The organism is Pontibacter aydingkolensis (assembly GCF_019443125.1).
GTDB lineage: Bacteria > Bacteroidota > Bacteroidia > Cytophagales > Hymenobacteraceae > Pontibacter > Pontibacter aydingkolensis.
Genome location: NZ_JAHYXK010000028.1, coordinates 1 through 18273, shown reverse-complemented (window position 1 = coordinate 18273; position 18273 = coordinate 1). Strand labels below are relative to the sequence as shown.

Below are 18273 nucleotides of genomic sequence, written 5' to 3'. Positions count from 1 at the left end.
ATAACCTACGCGACACCATCTCTTTTAAGATAAACCGGATAAGTTTTAACATGGCAAACACCGTGTGCTAACCTTAAAACCCTGACGCGGCATCGTCGCCTCTGGGGTCAGCGCCACCTTCCAGCTTGCCGTTTGGTAAAACAAGTATCCCTGCTGCCCTGCCAATGCCGCCTGTTCTCGGCACAATTTTATGTCCCTTTAGCCATAGCTTCAGACCTGTATCTGCGCCCAGGGCGCCCCACTCCGTCAACACCCAATCCGGCTTCCATTGGTGGTGAAATCGCCCTGCATTTATTGCACCCTGCATAGTATGGCCATGCTCAGTTACATTAAGTATGATCTGGTAAACGGTAGTGATAATAGTAGAGCCACCCATACTTCCTATTACCATAAACAGCTCTCCGTCTTTCTCAAGTATAGTTGGCGTCATGGAGCTAAGCATGCGTTTGCCCGGTGCAATGGCGTTTGCTTCACCACCTATCAACCCATAGCTGTTAGGATAACCGGGCTTCACGCTAAAATCGTCCATCTCGTTGTTTAGCAGAAACCCGGCACCAGCCACAAATACCTTAGACCCAAAACTGCTGTTGAGAGTGGTAGTAACAGAAACGGCGTTGCCTTGTGAGTCTACAATGGAATAGTGAGTAGTATTAGGACTTTCAGGTGGAGCAGGTGTGCCCGCTAAAACAGCGTCTGAATCAGTTGCCTGCTTTGGTGAAAATCCTTTCATCCTGTTTTTGATGTAATCTACATCTAACAGTCCCTTTACAGGCACGTCGTAATAGTCAGGATCTCCGAGGTGTTTGGCTCTGTCGGCGTACACTCTGCGCTCTGCCTCTATCATAAAGTGTGCTGTAGCTGCTGTATTCCAGCCCCACTCCTCCAGCGGAAAATCTTCGGCTAAAGTTAGCAGCTGTACAAGAGCAATACCGCCGCTGGATGGTGGTGGCATAGAAATAATGCGGTAGTCATTAGCATAGGCGGTAAGGGGTGTTCGCCACACAGCGCGGTAGCCGGCAAGGTCTTCTGCTGTAATCATACCTTCGCCTCTATTCATTTCTTCCGCTATCAGGTCTGCCGTAGCACCTTCATAAAATCCGGCTCTTCCCTTATCCCTGATCCGCTGTAAAGTACGGGCTAAATCCGGGAGGCGCAGTGTATCTCCTGGACGCCATTTATCCCGAAGTATAAAATCAGGTTTAATTGTGCTATACTTTATAAAATCCTGCCGTTGCTCATTCAGCTTCTCAGCCTCTTTCTCAGTTAGCGGAAAGCCTTTGGCTGCCAGGTCTATTGCTGGCTGTACAAGCCGAGGCCAGGGTAAACTGCCATACTTATCATGTGCCTGCACCATGCCGTCTACAGTACCGGGCACACCTGCAGCTAAATGTCCCTTAAAACTCAGGTTTTTTATTACCTCGCCAGCCTCATTCAGGAACATATCCCGGTGTGCAGCCGCTGGTGCTTTTTCGCGGTAATCCAGGGCAGCTAAGTTGCCATTCTGCTGCCGTAGCACCAGAAAACCGCCACCACCTATGTTTCCTGCATCCGGGTATATAACAGCCAAAGCAAACTGAACAGCAACAGCAGCATCTATGGCGTTGCCTCCCCGCTTTAATATAGCTGCACCTACCTCAGAAGCCAATGGATGCGCTGAAACCACCATAGCATTTTCCGTAATAAGCCCGCGCTCCGTAAGGCTTCGGTTGGTACAACCAATAAAACTTATAAAGAAGAATACTAAAGAAATTTTCTTGAGTAGGGCCATGTGCAACAAAGTATAATTTGTTTGTTGTACCCGGTTGCTATGCTTGAGGTTTAATCGCTTCAAAAACACAAGCAAAACGGTTTCCTGAATTTGACGTTTTTAGAGAAGCATCAGCTACAAAATTATATGCAATTCAAACAACCGCCGGTACTCTACAACGAAGATGGGAAAATACGCACTGTAGGTTTTGAGCTGGAGTATGCCAACCTGGGGATCGAGGAATCAGTGCAGTTGGTACAGCATCTCTACGGCGGTAGCGTACAGCGCGAAAACAGGTTCAGGCAACAAGTAGTGGGCACAAGACTCGGAGACTTTACCATTGAATTTGACCTGACTTTACTGACGGAAAAACTCTACAAGAAACCGTTCGAATCCTTAAACATTCGGATAGAGGATGTAAAATTGGGAGAAGGCACACTTGAGGATGAAGTGGAGACGGCCCTTGAAAGCATTATCGGCAAACTGTTTCCTTACGAAATTGCCTGCCCGCCAGTGCCTTGCACGGAGCTGTGGCAACTAGAGAAACTAAGAGAGGCACTGTATCAGCACCATGCAGAGGATACCGACTCATTTCCGACAAATGCTTTTGGCACACACATCAACATTGAAACGCCTGATACGCACCTTGACACACTACTGGCATACATGAGGGCCTTTCTGCTGCTTTACCCCTGGCTGGTAAAAGAAGGCGACATTGACCTGGCCCGTAAACTGAGCCCTTTTATCCGGCCGTACCCAAACGACTATGCTGAATTAATTTTAAGACCTGATTACCAGCCAACGTTGGAGCAGCTTATACAGGATTATCACACTTACAACCCTGACCGTAACCGTCCGCTGGACATGTATCCTATTTTTGCCGCCCTGCATCCTGAGTTTTTACATCAGTTTAAAGGAATGGGCAAAGTGAAAGCACGTAAAACATACCATTACAGATTGCCCAACAGTTGTGTAGCACAGCCAGACTGGACGCTGGCACAGGAATGGAACAACTGGGTAGCAGTAGAGGAACTGGCCTCTGACAGAGAAAGACTAAACGAATTATGCTACGATTACGTGGCAATGAAAAACGACGGCTTTATAGGTTTTGAGACAAAGTGGTTAAAAAAGATTAACCAATGGCTAAGCTGAAGCAAAAGATAGACCGGAGCAGGCCAACAATTGGTATAACAGGACCAGACAAAGGAGGCGAAGCAGCCTGGCTCTTTACAGCGCTTGGCGTATTACTTGCCGGCGGATGGCCCGTGCATGTAACCCCGGGCAAAACCAAAACAGCAGACGGGCTTCAGGCCCTGATCATTGGCGGAGGTGCTGACGTTGACCCCAGTACTTACGAGCAGGAGCATGTGCTGGACGATTACCTGCAGCGAACGTTACATGACCCAAACAAGAATATTTTTCAGCGGGTGGGGCGTTTTCTGCGCTGGTTATACTTTCCGGCACTGTTTTTTGTGCGTAAGCTGCTGAGCCGTAAATTAAGTTTTGGCCTGGACAGGGCACGTGACCACCTAGAGCTGCAACTACTCGATCAGGCTGTAAAGAAGGGGCTTCCTGTGATGGGCATCTGCCGTGGAGCGCAGCTTATGAATGTATACTTTAGAGGTACACTTTATAAGAGCATCCATACTTTTTATACCGAAGAACCTAATCCGGCCAGTATTTTTCCGGTGAAAGAGGTGCAACTAAAGCAAGGCAGTAAGCTGAAAGCTATACTTGGCACAGATAAACTAGCCGTAAACGCACTTCATAACCAGGCGGTGCAGCAAACGGGCAAAGACATCGATATTGTAGCATGGGAACCCAACGGGGTTGTACAGGCAATTGAGCATAACCAACATAATTACATACTGGGTGTACAATGGCACCCCGAGTACCTGCCGCAAAAAAGCCTCCACCGCCGTTTGTTCAAAGAACTGGTAAATCAGGCGAAAGCAGTCTATGCCCAGATAGAAGAACAGGACATGCAGGAGGTGCTTTCTGTGCCAGATCAGGATATTCTAAAAGCACTCGAGAACCAGGTATAAGCAGCTAAATTGCTTGGGTATCGCCTATCTCACTGAGTGTTTCAAAGAGTTAAATATCAATCAATTTGTTTGCTACTGTATGCCAGTTTCCTCACTTACAAATCTCCTGATGCCGTCTCCACGCATACCTATTCCCGCAAATGTAATACCTGCTGCCAATGTTAATGTAGTTATATTGATGCCGAATGTAAGCAAATGTTCCCACAGTTTATCTCCCTCTTCAAACCCAAAAACAAGCTTAAGGCCAAACCAGGCAGGATAAACAGAAATATGAGCCGTAGCAGCAAGACCTATCAGTTCTCTTCGTCCGGCATCATCTATAGCTGCCATTGCAGCCGCAACACCAATTACAGCCGAGAGAACAAAACCCGATAAAGGAGATCCAAATTCTTTAAAGCCTATAGGAGGCTCCGTAAACAAGGCGACACATGCCCCTGCCCCTACTATAAGTGCGGTAGAAACCAGTAGTGCCAGGAGTCCCTGGAAAAAAAAGCGCCATTCTCTTATTACAACACCAAAGCCTGTTCCGAGCATGTGGTGGTGATAGGGTAAAAACAGCAAGCCTGCGATGATGAGCGGAAGCATATCCTCTACCATTCCGTAAGCCAGCAGCACAGAAGAGAGAAAGACCCTGCTTATCAGGCTACTGGTAACGCTTGTAAACTGCCATAATTCCTGATAAACATCAGTCGTAGGTCTTACAATGGGATATGTTTCCTTCTTAGGAGGCTCATGTGCGAAAAGTGATTCGGGATGTTGAACAGTAAAAGCAAATTTAGCAGGGTCATAGAAGGCGGAGGACATCAGGCTCTCAACAAAATTCTTCGCAATGGGAGTAGCTGTCTCTACCTCCACCACATCCAGCATCGTTTCTCTTTGATCAGGGTAGTACTTCTTTTCCTGCCGAACCGACACTTGCTTTGCACCAGCGGTAAAGGCCAGTTCAGCTATACTTTTGCCATGTCCTTCAGGTGCTTTTACAGTGATTAAGCGCATGTTGCTTGTACTTTGTTAACTGCCTTTAAAACGACACAGACAATTATACTTTAACAGCGTACAAAAGTTATTACGCCACACCAGCTGGCTTTACAAACCCGGGCAGCATAAACCAGATAACCTGTGAGCACCATACTTAAGATTGAAGCCATACTTTTAACTGTTTACCTATTACTTATGAGCCTGGCATTTTTCAAGCAGGAGAACCTGATCTTTTTTCCGGAAAAGTTGCAGCTTAACCATGAGTTTAGTTTCGAGCAGGAATTTGAAGAGATCTTTGTACAGACTACTGATGGAATAAAATTGCATGGGCTACTCTTCAAGACAACTGCGCCTAAAGGGCTGGTATTCTATCTGCATGGTAATGCCGGCTCTGTTAACTCCTGGGGATGGGCATACGAAAGCTACACTAACATGGGCTACGACTTTTTTATACTTGATTACCGCGGCTATGGTAAAAGCGAAGGTTCTATAAGTAGCGAAGGTCAATTTTACGACGATGTGCAGCGCGCCTATGACCAGCTTAAAAACAGATACAATGAGCCTGAAATTGTTATAGCCGGCTACTCCATCGGTACGGCAGCGGCGACTAAACTTGCCTCCGAAAATAATCCTAAACTACTCATACTTCAGGCCCCTTACTACAGCCTCTCCGACCTGGCCAGTAACCTCTATCCCATCATACCCGGTTTTCTGTTGAAGTATAAATTCGAGACTTTCCGTTTTCTGGATAACGTAAAGGCGCCTGTTGCTATCTTTCACGGAGACAAGGACGAAATAATATACCACGGCTCTGCCGATAAGTTGAAAGCACACCTAAAACCGGCTGACAAGAACATCATACTTAGCGGACAAGGCCACAACGGCATGAATGAGAACCCTGATTACCAGAGAAAACTGGATAAATTAATTAACACCTTAAATCAACGCTGATGAGCACCTGATCAAATTCCAATTAATCATCACTAATATAGCCATAGTGCCTTACAACACAGAAAATATACTGAAACAAAAAGCAGCTAAAATTCTTAAAAGTGATGTTGGCCTGCCAGACCATACCAGATTAGTTAACCTTATACCAGATTTTCTTCGTACAAACGAGAACCCCTCCTGTAAACAGAAGGGGATTTAAATTATTTTAAACCAAAAGGAAACAAACGATGAGTACGAATAATAGAAACATACAGAACGAGGGAGATTTTGAGAAGGATAAAAATGTAAGCGGACGTCCGCAAGGAACAAACACTGGACCTGTGGCAGGAGGCGCTGACAATACACGCGGTGAAAACAAATCAGGTGAAAACAAGTCAAATAAAGAGGGCTCTAACAAAGGAGAAAAAGGCCAATATTCAAGGAATGGTAATAGCCCACAGGGTTCTATCGCCAACCCAACCACTACAAGCCGCGGTGCAGACAGTACAGACAAGGAATTCCGCAACAACCAGGCTAACGACAGCACCTCTTTAAGCCAGAGAGCAGACGAACAAGATAAAGAAGACAAGAATAACAAATAACTTGTATTACAATAAAGTATAAAATTAAAGGGCCTGGATTACTCCGGGCCTTTTTGTTTTGTACAAATACTTACAGCAGCGTAAATAAGCTATAAATTTTACTAGTGATGCGTTGGTATGATGTGATAAGGTATGCTAAGTATGGCAACCCGGAGCCGCTACGGAGATTGGAAAAAACAGAAAATGAATGGCAACAACAGCTGACTCCGGAGCAATACCATGTAGTAAGGCAAAAAGGCACAGAGCCGCCTTATCGCAATACCTACTGTCGTTTTTATGGCCCGGGCTTATATGCCTGTGTGGGTTGTTGCAGCCTGTTATTTGACTCCACCACAAAGTACCACGCCATATCTGGCTGGCCCAGCTTTACACAGCCATTGCGCAAAAATGTAATAAAGTATGTTTTTGATGATAGCCATAATATGCAGCGGATAGAAGTGTTGTGCAATGTATGCGATTGCCATTTAGGGCATGTGTTTAACGATGGGCCAGAGCCATGGGGCTTACGCTACTGTATTAATTCCGAAAGCCTTATTTTAATAGAACAGGATACTATGAAGCAGACCTGAGTATAGTACATGCTAACTATGATTTCATACTTTACAGGCAGCTTAATGTCATAAAAAAGATCAGCCGGCTAGGTATTAACCAACCGGCTGATCTGCTGAGGTATCTTATACTTGCTTACCAATCCATATCGGGGTTAAAGCGGTTTCTGTTACGATCATCATAATTTCTGTCGCTGTAGTTACGTTGTTCATTTCTGAAGCTCCGGTTACTGTTCGCACTGCGTTCACGGTCCTGGTCACGCATATTGTAGCGGGTAGCGCCATAGCCAGTATCTCCGAAGCCGCTATAGCCACGATCGTACCCGGAGCTTTCGCGATAACTGCCTTCATACGGTTCGTTATAGTAACGTTCGTTTATGTAATCACTTCCTGTTCCCTGGCCTGGCCTTCTGCTATCTTCTCCTGTGTAACCCCCACCGCTGGAGCGGCCGAAGTAGCCGTAATTACGATTCATGAATTTATCGTAGTCCCCCATGCCATATTGCCTGCTTTCAGACCAGTTGCCTTCCTGTCTCGAAAATCCTGGTCCTTCGCTGCCTCTCATACTATAGTAAGAATGACCATAACCTGAGCCGCCGCCTTCGTAACTTCCACCTTCGCCATAGCGCGTGCCATGGCTCATGTCTCCGTATGCGTGGCTTGCATTCGTCTGTCTGTCGGTAGCAGCACTGTTAGAGCTTTGCTGCTTCTGGCCCCTAACCTGGCTTTGTGTGTTTCTGCCAAACGAGCCATACTTACTTTGCGGTGTGTACCTGGACAAGCTATTTGTATTGCCTGTAAGCGGATTACCATATTCGTCAAAATCTGCATAAGCGCTTTTGCGCTGGCGGTTCTCATTTTCAAAGTTTCTGTTCATAGCTGCATCATTAGATTTAACTCACTTCCATTTAAACGAAGTAAATGCAGGCTAGTTGGCAATTAATTTATGTAGTTAACTTTTTAGAAACTCCATGTATAAATGCACGCCACATGCTTACAAACTAACTTAAAGGAAAACTCATGGCGAATAATACTAAAAGCTTAGTGAGGGGAAGCTATCATAGACTGGAATAAATCGTATATAACTATTTTTATTCATTATTTTAATTTACTAACACATCATATACTTAAACAGTTAAAAAATCTCACTTAATAAATTAAACTAAAGAATCTTATTCTCCAATATATAAACTGATTGAACTATGAAAGTATTAGTAATCGGGGGTACCGGGACAGTAGGCTCCCAAACAGTAAAAGAGTTGCTTGCCCGTAACGTAGAAGTTTATGTGCTCACACGCGAACCTGAAAAGGCAAACCAACTGCCAGAAGGGGCAAAAGCTGTAGTAGGCAACATACTTGACCCTAAAACAGTACGCACCGTTTTTACAGGTATGGACGGCGTATTTATGGCCAACCCTGTAAGTACCACCGAAACCAGCGAAGGTTTATTTGCAGTAAACGGGGCACGCCTGGCTGGTGTAAAGCGAATTGTCTACATGTCGGTGCACGATTACGACAAAGCGCTGCACTTACCTCACTTTGGCTCAAAGCTACCTATAGAGGAGGCTATAAAAGCATCCGGAATATCCTATACTTTTTTACGGCCAAACAACTTTTATCAAAACGACAACTGGTTTAAAGATGCTCTTTTGCATCAGGGTATATACATTCAGCCAATCGGTAATATAGGTTTATCCAGGGTAGATGTGCGCGACATTGCAGAGGCAGCTGCCATTGCACTTACTACTTCAGGCCACGATGGTAAAGTTTATAACCTGGTAGGCCCTGATGTACTTACCGGCCAAAATACAGCCAAGCTGTGGAGCGAAGCCTTGAATACATCAGTTTCATACTTTGGCAACGATATGGACGCCTGGGAAAACATGATGGTGCAGTTTATGCCAGAGTGGATGGTCTTCGACTTCAGGCTGATGTATGAGTACTTTCAGGAGCAAGGGTTAAAAGCTACCTCAGAGGATATTGAGCGTGTAACTGCATTACTCGGCCATGCTCCCCGAAGTTTTAAGGACTACACAAAAGAAGCTACAAAAGAGTGGTCTGTTATTGCCTGATAACATTAACAGAGCGGTAAAAGTATAAAAGTCTGAACTAAGGTTTCGGTTGTAGAGCCGTTGCCTTGTTCTGACTTTTTAATTAAGTTGAATATGCAGGAAAAAGATAAAACCGACAACGAAGGTAGATTAGTCGTAAGTCTGGCTGAAAAGCTTGGCATCGCGGCCAATGCGGCAAATATCTATGGAAAACCTATTGAGCGGGATGGTGTAACGATTGTGCCTGTAGCCCGGGCTGCCTATGGTTTTGGAGGTGGAGCAGGAACCAAGGATAAGGAAGGAGGCTCCGGTGGCGGAGGTGGCGTATCGATGACGCCAGTAGGGTACATCGAGATAAAGGAGGGTAACACCAGGTTCCGCTCTATTCGGGACCCACAGTCAACGGTAAAAATAGTGGCCATAGGCAGTTTATTTGCCTACCTTACAGCAAAAACTATTACTGCCATTTTCTCCCCGAATGACAAGAAAAAAGGCAAGAAGCATAAAAAGAAATAGCTTGCTAACCGGATTACAAATTATGCCGCAAAACTATACTTTACCTACTCAAACCCGCATCGGCCATGTACACCTAAAAGTAGCCGACCTTGACCGGGCCATGAAGTTTTACTGCGACCTGCTGGGCTTCGAACTTACCACCATGTATGGCAAAGATGCAGCTTTTATTTCGGCGGGTGGCTACCACCATCATATCGGCCTGAATACCTGGTATAGTAAGGGCGGCTCGCCTGCTCCAGCCAGTAGTACAGGATTGTTCCATACTGCTATCCTCTACCCTACCCGCAAAGATCTGGCTGCCATTTTGAAGCGATTGATCGAGGCAAACTATCCGCTTTCCGGCGCGTCAGACCATGGCGTTTCAGAAGCTTTATACTTATCAGACCCAGACCAAAATGGCGTAGAACTTTACTGGGACCGGCCAAAAGAAGAATGGCCTAAACATGAAGACGGATCACTGCACATGTACACCCGCCCTTTGGATTTGCAGGACCTGCTATTAGAACTGGACCGGTGATTAAGCGGATTAGATTGATTTAAAGGATTATTTCATATGATTAAACTCTATAGCACAAGCTTTTGAGAGCGCAACTTGCAGTATGAGAGAGCATTCAACAATTAGCAGCCAACAATTTAACAATTAAACCTCCAACCTACTTATAAGATATAATAGACGAAAAGGACACCTTCCGCATTGGCTTTCTGCTGATCGGGTTAATGGCTTCTATAAGTCCATCTTTTCTTAGTACTTCAAAGGCTTCAAGGTAATTGCCACGAATGTAGTTGGTGCCGATGTTGTGGTGCCTGTAGATACTATCGAGTGGCAGGTTGTTGTAAAACGCTGTACTGCCAGAAAGTTCTGCAATAAGGTTTTTTATAGAATACCTGTACTGCTCCTGGAATAGGGACAGCTGGTGCTTGATGTTGGCTCCAAATAAGGGCACGCCGTCCTCCTGAAAATCGCTGTAGCTTAGCATTAGCTCCTTCATCTTCATGTATGCCGTATCCGTTTTAGATACAAAAAAGAGGTAATGGCTGGTTTGGTTCTTTTTAGGCAGACTTATTTTAAACCGGAATGTTTTGTAATCCTTTTCTTTAAAAATATCTTCAAAGCTGTCTACCATAAAATCCTCACGCTGGCCGGCATCCTGGTAACGCTCACAGAATTCCTTAATCTTAGCTATGCGCGCCGCTCCAAATATCTCTGTTGTCAGGTCATCGTCTGTGGCGTTAAGTATGGCCGGGCGCATTTTGGCTGGGCTAAAAAGCATAAACACATCCAGCCCCCAGCGTTTAACGGACTGCAGGAGCATCTGCTGCGAAAAAGTATAACCAAACGGATCGGTATACATCAGTGCTGGCGTGTCGGTGCCGAGCAGCTTGGCCAACAGAGTAAAATTTAATTCCTCGTTAAGTATAACCGGCTTATAGATCAGGTTCTCGTAGTATGGCAGCGCTTCCAGGTTATGCTTTAGCTTTTGTGTAACAGCAGGTTTTTCGTCCGTAAAAAAAGTACGAACGATCTTATTGAGGTTAAACCTGTCGGTTGCGCCAAAAATGCTGTTCAATATTTTAACCGGTGTGGCTGTTTTTCCGTCTTCATACTTTCCTTCACCGGCATACAGATCAATATAGGCCAGCATGTGGTTAGATTTATAGCGCTGCCCCTGAAGTATGGCATTGCACCAGTCCCTGAAAAAGTCGTTCAGTATCTGTGATTTGATATCTGATGTGTCCCGCTGTGTCGTAAAAAAATCGCTTGTATCAACAGTAGCCATTGTAGCCTAATCTATACTTTTGATGAAAGGAATGCCCTCTTATTCCACAGCAAAGTTAACCCTGATTTTTAAAGCAAATGGAAAAATATGAAAGGAAAAATATGGTAGCTTGCTAGCAAACACCCAGAATGTAGGGGGTCTGGCAGTTGTGAATTTCCACCACCAACAGCAAAAATACGTATGAGGGTCTTATGTAACCGGAATCTTAGTAAAGACTAAACCAATTAAACTACCATTTCACTCTGGTTACCCGCAAAAGCACCCCATGAAACCGATCTATACTTTACTTCTAATACTGTGCACCTATACCCTAACACGTGCACAGGAAAAAGCCGCACCAGACACCATCAATCCGGCTACAGGCAACCGCGAACTGCAATTAAAGCTAATTAAGGCACGAAAAGAAAAGTTGTTTGCAGACTCTATCGGGCAGTCGGAGGCAACTAAACTAAAGCCCGATTCGACTTTATACAACAGTTACGGAGACCTGCTGCACGACGACCCAGATTATAACAAAAGGCAGCCTCTTTGGAAACCCACTTTACAGGTTTTGGGCGTGAATGCGCTGTTTATGGGTTATAACCGCTATATAGCTAAGGCTGATTATGGCTATGTTGATTTCGATACCTGGAAAACTAACCTGAGATCAGAGCCTGAATGGGATATCGACGACTTCCGGATAAACTTTATAGGTCACCCCTACCAGGGCACTTTATACTTTAACGCTGCACGTTCTCAAGGCTATACCTATTGGCAATCGCTGCCATTTGCAGTAGCAGGCAGCCTAACCTGGGAGTACTTTGGCGAGAACACCCTACCCTCTTACAACGACATGATCTATACCCCACTGAATGGCGCGGCTCTTGGTGAGATATTGTATCGTGTAAGTTCTAACATATTGGATGACCGCACCCGTGGCCGGGAAAGGGTAATGCGAGAAGTTGCCGCCGGCCTAATAAATCCGGTGCGTGGCCTCAACCGCCTGCTGCAAGGCAAAACATCTCAGGTCACGAATAAAGAAGTATATGAGAAGGACCCTATGAATGTGACCTTATTTGCCGGAGTACACCGCATTAACAGGGAGAGGAATGATGTATTTGGAGAAGGTGGCAACAACGCTATGCTAAACATCCAACTGGACTACGGCGACCCATTTGAGGCAAAGAAACCATTCGACCTGTTTAGATTGCGTGCAGAATTCAGTACAGGAAAGGCAGACACTGTCGGAGGCACGATTAACAACCTTACAGGTTATGGCTTATTAACAGGCCGCAACTCAAAGCTTGGCAAAATGGATGTGCTGGCAGGAGCTTTTCAATACTACGACTATTGGGACACCCGAAATTTTGTACTGGGCTCGCTAGGTTTTGGAGGAGGTGTGTTTACGCGCTTGCCGCTAAGCAAAGAAATTAACCTGCATACAAACGCGCATCTGGGCCTTACTCCATTAGCTGGCAACAGTAACCGCTCTGCACCCGACTCGCTGGGGCAACGCGATTACATCTATGCCCATGGCGTGCAGGGTAAAATCGAAAGTACACTAAGCCTGGGAAAACATGCATCCTTAGCTTTTGTGTACTATCACTTCTGGCTTAAAACTTTTGAGGGGCTGGATGGCCATAATTCCATCGGCATCGTAAGGCCACGCGTTACGGTGCGGCTTGTCAAGAACCTGAGCTTAGGCTACGAGTACTTTGGCTATACTACAGACCGCCACCTCCGAGATTTTTCAGACCAGTACTCCATGATCACTGATCAGAAAATATTCTTGCAACTGTACTTGGAAAATCCGCAGCGCCGGGGTAGATATAATTAGGAAGAATAGTATGGGTACTACGCCAGTTACTTCACAATTTTTAAAATCCCCCTGCCGCGAGTTTAGCGTCGGCGTAACTGGTGGCTGAGTATGGCAGCAGTTTTCAACTGCTTTGCTTTGAAAAAGCAAGGGCTGCAATGGCCTTGACTATACTTTATACTTTGGGTGTTGCTGATTAACACACCCCTGCCCCTCTCAAGAGGGGAATCCGTAAAATTTATACTTTTCTGCTGGCGCAGAAAGCCAGTTATAAACTGGCGCTATCTCCAACCACAAGTTACCGCTGCGCTCAAACTTGCGGTATCATGAGAAATCTCACAAATCAATCAAATCTGTTAAAATCTGTAGTCCAGTTTATGCAGCTGAAAATATCCCAGGTGTATCTCATCTTCTGTTACCTCATCAGTTGGCGTAAGCAGTAAACTGTACTCCTGTTTTACGGCTTCCGGCAGCATGTCCTTTACCAGTTGCAGGTCGTCTACGTCTACGCCATACTTATCGTCTATGTGAGAGGCTGCGCCTTTAAAGCCGGTGTGTTTGTAAAAAGCTGATTTTCTGGCCACTGTTGATGCCTCTCCCATACTTTTTGCCACTACCAACATTTTGTAATGGAGTTCATCGAACTCACCGGGTTTGTAGCCACCCAGGTTTATAAAGAAAAGTTTGATCGTTATATCTTCTGTTTCATCAGCTGCTGCCCTTGGCACTACGCTAATTTCATAGCCTGGTATATGGTTAACTTCACGCCATGCGTCTATGTGCAGATTGGCTTTAGCTTCGGGCCAAAACGCTTTTATTGCCGGTACCAAGTCTTTAATAGTTTCCCCTATCCCAAAAAACATGTCGTGTTGTTCGGTGTTGCGGCCCGGAGGCTTACCCCCGAGCATTAGCATAAAAAGTTTTGGTTGCAGCATGCTGCAAAGGTATAGAATTGTGCTGGCTTAAACTTCCATCTTTAAAGACTGCACACGTAAGAGAGATATAAATTGTACCTTTGCCACAATAACCGCAATTTCAGGCGCCAAGTATAATTAACATGAGACTCGTAGGCAACATCAGCGACATCAAGCACAAACGCGACAGCAATAACGCAGGCATAGAAGTATACATCAGTAAAATTGAGTATATCACATATAAAAAAGATGGCAAATACTTTCAGCCTTTTGATTATGAAGTAGAGCTCGAAACGCCTTTGGTCATTACAGGAGACTGCCTGGCCCAGACCAGTAACAGTCAGCCAAAAGAGGGAGAATATGAGTTTAATGTATACGAAAAAGTAGATGGTGATTATGTACTGAACCCTGACAAGCAGCTTTCCCTTACCACTACATTTGTAGAAGAGGCAGGCCTTACAGTATTAACATCGGTTTACTACACAGTTACAGTATCGAACGAAGAGTTTCAGGAGCTGAAAAGGAAAGGGCACAAAGAAAGAGTGGCCAAAAAAGGCAAGAAACGGTAAGTTCTTTTAAAGAAAGTATAGAAATGTAAAGCCCTGCTTTAAGATGTACTTAAAGCAGGGCTTTATTTTTTGTATCTCGTACAAACTTGGATAATATTCGAAAGCTTCTACAAGCTTTAATCAGGTCTATAACCTGTCTGTGCGATAACAAAAAATATTCTTGATTAAGTATACGTTTGCTTTTGGTAAATGTTAAGCATCCTGCGACTGGTCATTATCAATCTGGCTGCCAAGATAAATGGCATAGGCAACTAAACCAATTCCTGCTGCCAACAGCACATACTTTTTCTGTTTGTTGGATAGGCCATTGTAAAAGTCCAGCCCATGCGTGCCCGGATCTTTTAAGATGTCTGCCAGTTGCGACGGATTCTTAACCAGAGCCTCTAAAGAATTTACTGTATCATTCATATTGCTTGTCTCCTTAAGTCTTTTGAGTTTATAAATTCAAGTACGTCGATATAAACCTCTAGGATATAAATTTCCTTTCTAAAATATAAAAGCACTATACCAGCTTAAGAAGCAAACACTTCGTCAGCATTTTTAAAGGCCTTAAACTCAAGCGGGTTATTACTGAAATCCAGTACAAACATGGTGCGCTGCTCCCCTACCTGCCCTTCGTACCGGGTGTGCGCCTTTACAACAAATTTTACCTCGTGCTTTGTCAGGTTTTCCTGCAACTGATCGAACTGCTCGTAGCTTAGTATACAACCAAAGTGGGGTACCGGCACACTTACACCATCTACTTTACCGCAGTAATCCAGTTCCGGAATGTTTTCGCTAACATGTGCCGACAGCTGATGCCCGAAAAAATCAAAGTCGATCCAATGCTCGGTGCTGCGGCCCTCCTGGCACCCCAAAATCCTTACATAAAACTGGCGGGTAGATTCGATATCTTTTACTTTAAAAGCGTAGTGAAAAGCATTCATGTTTTAATATCCTTTGGTTCGTGAAACAATGTTAATTAATGGCTCACCCATGGTAAGTCTGTCATAATTCTGAAGTATCTGTTTTGCCGCAGAGGCCGGGTTTGTTACGCTGGCAATGTGTGGTGTCACATCTATTTTCGGATGCTCCCAGAAAGGGTGCTCTTTCGGCAAAGGCTCTGTTCGGAACACGTCCAGACTTGCTCCTGCCAGTTGGCCTTTGTCCAGCATTTCCAGCAGGTCCTCCTCCACCAGGTGCTCCCCTCTTGCCACGTTTATCACATAGGCTCCCTCCGGCAGTTTTTCAAAAGTAGTTTTGTTCAGGATGTTTGCCGTTTCCGGTGTAAGGGGCAGCAGGCAGATGAGCACATGGGAGGTGGCCAGGAAATAATCCAGCTCATCGGCTCCGGCGTAAACAGGTATGGCTTCAATATTTTTGTGGGATTTGGCCCACCCTTGCACCGAGAAGCCCAGTTTCTTCAGTTGCATGGCTGCCTCAGCTCCCAGCACTCCCATACCCATCACACCTACAGTAAAGTCGCGCTGGCGCAAGTATGGTTTCGGCTGCCAGTGGCTCTCATTTTCTGCCGCCTTATAAGCCGACAGGCCCCGCATGTAGTTGAGTACAACAGCTGTCGTAAAAGTAGCCATATCATTTGTCAGGTGCTCATCGGTAACTCTGGTTATCACCACATTTTCCGGCAGTTCAGGGTCTTTTAATATATGATCCACACCAGCACCCATCGAGGCTATGCATTTCAGGTTCGGGAACTCCTTAAACACCCCCAGCGGATGATTCCAGGAGATGGCAAAGGTTATATCTTCTTTGGGTGCTGTGTCTGGATAAACACGCACCTCAAGGTCTGGTCTTTCTGATTGTATGGCATCTATCCATGGGCTAACATCGCGCCCACGGCTTACTAAAAGTATAGACATTAGATAACAGGGTTTAGTCGGTTGCTATAAAGTATAAGCTGCAAGCTAACACATCTGGCTAAGTATATTCCGGTAAAAATTAACTTATCTTGCCGAAATCTTGTTAAAAGGTCACAATATACATTTCAAATTTTAAAACAGACAGATGGAGAGCCTAAGCTCAAAAGCATATAAAAAAGATTATGTAAACACATTTAACGGTGATGACAGCGGCGATCTTACACCGCGTCAAACACCGGGAGCACTCTACAGTAAAGCAGTTCCCACCCCTGTAGAAAAAGTAAGCTTACTAGCCTGGTCTAATGAACTGGCAGAAAAGCTAGGCATACAAAAGCCAACAGAGCAAAAAGAAATAGATATACTTGGTGGCAGCCATGTAACTGATACTATGTATCCTTATGCGGCCTGTTATGCGGGGCACCAGTTCGGTAACTGGGCAGGGCAGTTAGGTGATGGCCGTGCCATAACCCTGGGCGAATGGGAAACCACACCCGGGCAAAGCTGGGAACTGCAGCTGAAAGGTGCTGGCCAAACTCCTTATTCACGCCGTGCCGATGGCAGAGCAGTGCTGAGATCGTCGGTGCGGGAGTACCTGATGAGTGAGGCCATGCATTATTTAGGCGTACCTACCACACGTGCCTTGAGTCTGGTAACAACCGGTGAGCCTATACTTCGTGATATGTTTTACAACGGAAATCCTGCCTATGAGCCGGGTGCCATTGTGATGCGGGTAGCGCCAAGCTTTCTGAGGTTCGGTAATTTTGAAGTGCTTTCAGCCAGAAAAGAGATAGACAATCTTAAACAGCTCGTAAACTGGACTATTGACCGTTACTACCCGCACTTAACCGGAGAAGATAAAGTGCTGCAATGGTTTAAGGAGGTGGTAGAACGTACTGCTAAACTGATGGTGGAATGGATGCGCGTTGGCTTTGTGCACGGCGTGATGAACACCGATAACATGTCTATACTTGGCCTAACCATTGATTACGGACCATACTCATTTGTAGACGATTACGACCCAAACTTTACACCTAATACAACTGACCTGCCTGGCCGTCGCTATGCCTTCGGTAAACAACCTTCCATTGCCTACTGGAACCTGGGCTGCCTGGCTGGTGCTCTGGCTCTGTTATTCCCGGACACAAAGGCGCTTATCGAGACATTGGAAACCTACAAAGAGGTATACTGGAGCAACTATTACGGCATGATGGGCAAAAAACTTGGCCTCGACCAGGTTACACAGGAAGATATAAAGCTGGTAAAAGAACTGGAGGAATTGCTAACAGCCATCAAACCCGACATGACTATTTTCTTCCGGTTGCTAATAGACTTGCCTTTAGATATGGCAGATGCCACAGCTAGTGAGAAGTATTTTAAACAGGGTTTGTATAACGATCTGACAGAAGAAGAAAAAGTGCGACTGTATACTTTCATCCAGAAGTATGTTGAGCGTATTAAGTCAAACAGTTGTACTCGGGAGGCTTCGCAGGAGCTGATGCGGCGCACCAACCCATATTTTATACTTCGTAACTACCTGTTGCACCAGGCCATTGAGGAGCTGGAGCAAGGCAAAGATGAACTTTTTACAAAACTGCAGGCAGCGATGAAAGCTCCATACTCAGATAAGTATACCGAGTTCTTCCAGACAAGGCCGGAATGGGCAACGCAAAAGGCTGGTTGTTCTATGCTCTCGTGTAGTTCGTAAATTTACCTCACCCCTGCCCTCTCCTAAAAACAGGAGAGGGAGTTCGGGATCCTCGACTTTTTTAAGGCGGGGGGTTTTAAATGCGCTTCAACTGTCTTAACAATATTTCAAGCTTTGGAGTTGCTACCTTTATCCGGACATTAAGTTAAGCGAAAATTTAATACCTTAACGCTATGTCACAAGAGAGAAGAAGATTTGACAAGGAGTTCAAGCTGATGGCCGTTGAGCTCAGCAAG

General features: G+C 45.3%; 19 protein-coding genes. 11 read left to right on the top strand and 8 right to left on the bottom strand.

Annotated elements, in window-relative coordinates; all coding sequences use genetic code 11:
* Positions 1-73 precede the first annotated feature (73 nt).
* Positions 74-1768 (bottom strand): gamma-glutamyltransferase, encoded by a 1695-nt coding sequence (gene ggt / locus K0O23_RS18975; protein WP_246597219.1) that lies wholly within the window; start codon positions 1766-1768, stop codon positions 74-76.
* A gap of 126 nt (positions 1769-1894) precedes the next feature.
* Between ggt and K0O23_RS18970 the strand changes: the two genes are divergently transcribed.
* A complete protein-coding gene (locus K0O23_RS18970; RefSeq protein WP_219879034.1) occupies positions 1895-2899 on the top strand; it encodes an amidoligase family protein in 1005 nt (334 codons plus the stop codon).
* The gene (locus K0O23_RS18965) at positions 2887-3792 is read left to right on the top strand and encodes a gamma-glutamyl-gamma-aminobutyrate hydrolase family protein (protein WP_219879033.1); all 906 of its coding nucleotides are present in this window, start codon (positions 2887-2889) and stop codon (positions 3790-3792) included. Before K0O23_RS18970 ends, K0O23_RS18965 begins: the two co-directional genes overlap by 13 nt.
* Positions 3793-3864: 72 nt before the next feature.
* Here the strand turns inward: K0O23_RS18965 and K0O23_RS18960 are convergent, their stop codons facing one another.
* Entirely contained in the window at positions 3865-4788 is a 924-nt protein-coding gene (locus K0O23_RS18960) for a DUF389 domain-containing protein (RefSeq protein WP_219879032.1), read from the bottom strand.
* A gap of 123 nt (positions 4789-4911) precedes the next feature.
* On the opposite strand from K0O23_RS18960, the gene K0O23_RS18955 reads away from it, so the two are divergent.
* The 3 genes from K0O23_RS18955 to msrB all read left to right on the top strand — a co-directional run bounded on the left by K0O23_RS18955 (position 4912) and on the right by msrB (position 6871).
* Positions 4912-5721: an alpha/beta hydrolase gene (locus tag K0O23_RS18955; RefSeq protein ID WP_317195714.1), complete on the top strand. Its 810-nt coding sequence runs from the start codon at positions 4912-4914 to the stop codon at positions 5719-5721.
* A 227-nt stretch (positions 5722-5948) separates the two neighbouring features.
* Entirely contained in the window at positions 5949-6302 is a 354-nt protein-coding gene (locus K0O23_RS18950; RefSeq protein ID WP_219879031.1) for a hypothetical protein, read from the top strand.
* Between the two features lie 107 nt (positions 6303-6409).
* Complete coding sequence (gene msrB / locus K0O23_RS18945) at positions 6410-6871, top strand: peptide-methionine (R)-S-oxide reductase MsrB (RefSeq protein WP_219879053.1); 462 nt, start codon at positions 6410-6412, stop codon at positions 6869-6871.
* Between the two features lie 115 nt (positions 6872-6986).
* Here msrB and K0O23_RS18940 read toward each other — a convergent pair whose 3' ends face one another.
* Positions 6987-7727: a hypothetical protein gene (locus tag K0O23_RS18940; protein ID WP_219879030.1), complete on the bottom strand. Its 741-nt coding sequence runs from the start codon at positions 7725-7727 to the stop codon at positions 6987-6989.
* Between the two features lie 325 nt (positions 7728-8052).
* Between K0O23_RS18940 and K0O23_RS18935 the strand changes: the two genes are divergently transcribed.
* From K0O23_RS18935 to K0O23_RS18925, 3 genes are all read left to right on the top strand, one after another.
* Positions 8053-8922, top strand: a complete 870-nt coding sequence (locus K0O23_RS18935) for an SDR family oxidoreductase (protein ID WP_219879029.1) — start codon at positions 8053-8055, stop codon at positions 8920-8922.
* 93 nt (positions 8923-9015) lie between these two features.
* Positions 9016-9417, top strand: a complete 402-nt coding sequence (locus tag K0O23_RS18930) for a spore germination protein GerW family protein (protein WP_219879028.1) — start codon at positions 9016-9018, stop codon at positions 9415-9417.
* 22 nt (positions 9418-9439) lie between these two features.
* Positions 9440-9934 (top strand): VOC family protein, encoded by a 495-nt coding sequence (locus K0O23_RS18925; RefSeq protein WP_219879027.1) that lies wholly within the window; start codon positions 9440-9442, stop codon positions 9932-9934.
* Between the two features lie 136 nt (positions 9935-10070).
* Here the strand turns inward: K0O23_RS18925 and tcmP are convergent, their stop codons facing one another.
* Complete coding sequence (gene tcmP / locus K0O23_RS18920) at positions 10071-11195, bottom strand: three-Cys-motif partner protein TcmP (protein WP_219879026.1); 1125 nt, start codon at positions 11193-11195, stop codon at positions 10071-10073.
* A gap of 265 nt (positions 11196-11460) precedes the next feature.
* On the opposite strand from tcmP, the gene K0O23_RS18915 reads away from it, so the two are divergent.
* Complete coding sequence (locus K0O23_RS18915) at positions 11461-13011, top strand: DUF3943 domain-containing protein (RefSeq protein WP_219879025.1); 1551 nt, start codon at positions 11461-11463, stop codon at positions 13009-13011.
* 335 nt (positions 13012-13346) lie between these two features.
* Here K0O23_RS18915 and K0O23_RS18910 read toward each other — a convergent pair whose 3' ends face one another.
* A complete protein-coding gene (locus K0O23_RS18910) occupies positions 13347-13925 on the bottom strand; it encodes a DUF1543 domain-containing protein (RefSeq protein ID WP_219879024.1) in 579 nt (192 codons plus the stop codon).
* A gap of 122 nt (positions 13926-14047) precedes the next feature.
* Between K0O23_RS18910 and K0O23_RS18905 the strand changes: the two genes are divergently transcribed.
* Positions 14048-14473 carry a hypothetical protein gene (locus K0O23_RS18905; RefSeq protein ID WP_219879023.1) on the top strand — a complete coding sequence of 142 codons (426 nt, stop codon included), beginning with the start codon at positions 14048-14050 and terminating at the stop codon, positions 14471-14473.
* Between the two features lie 192 nt (positions 14474-14665).
* On the opposite strand, the gene K0O23_RS18900 is transcribed toward K0O23_RS18905, so the two are convergent.
* From K0O23_RS18900 to K0O23_RS18890, 3 genes are all read right to left on the bottom strand, one after another.
* Positions 14666-14881 carry a hypothetical protein gene (locus K0O23_RS18900; protein WP_219879022.1) on the bottom strand — a complete coding sequence of 72 codons (216 nt, stop codon included), beginning with the start codon at positions 14879-14881 and terminating at the stop codon, positions 14666-14668.
* Positions 14882-14985: 104 nt separating this feature from the next.
* Entirely contained in the window at positions 14986-15399 is a 414-nt protein-coding gene (locus K0O23_RS18895) for a VOC family protein (RefSeq protein ID WP_219879021.1), read from the bottom strand.
* A 3-nt stretch (positions 15400-15402) separates the two neighbouring features.
* Positions 15403-16332, bottom strand: a complete 930-nt coding sequence (locus K0O23_RS18890) for a 2-hydroxyacid dehydrogenase (RefSeq protein ID WP_219879020.1) — start codon at positions 16330-16332, stop codon at positions 15403-15405.
* A 145-nt stretch (positions 16333-16477) separates the two neighbouring features.
* Here K0O23_RS18890 and K0O23_RS18885 point away from each other — a divergent pair, with 145 nt between their 5' ends.
* Positions 16478-18037: a protein adenylyltransferase SelO gene (locus K0O23_RS18885; RefSeq protein ID WP_219879019.1), complete on the top strand. Its 1560-nt coding sequence runs from the start codon at positions 16478-16480 to the stop codon at positions 18035-18037.
* Positions 18038-18273: the final 236 nt, after the last annotated feature.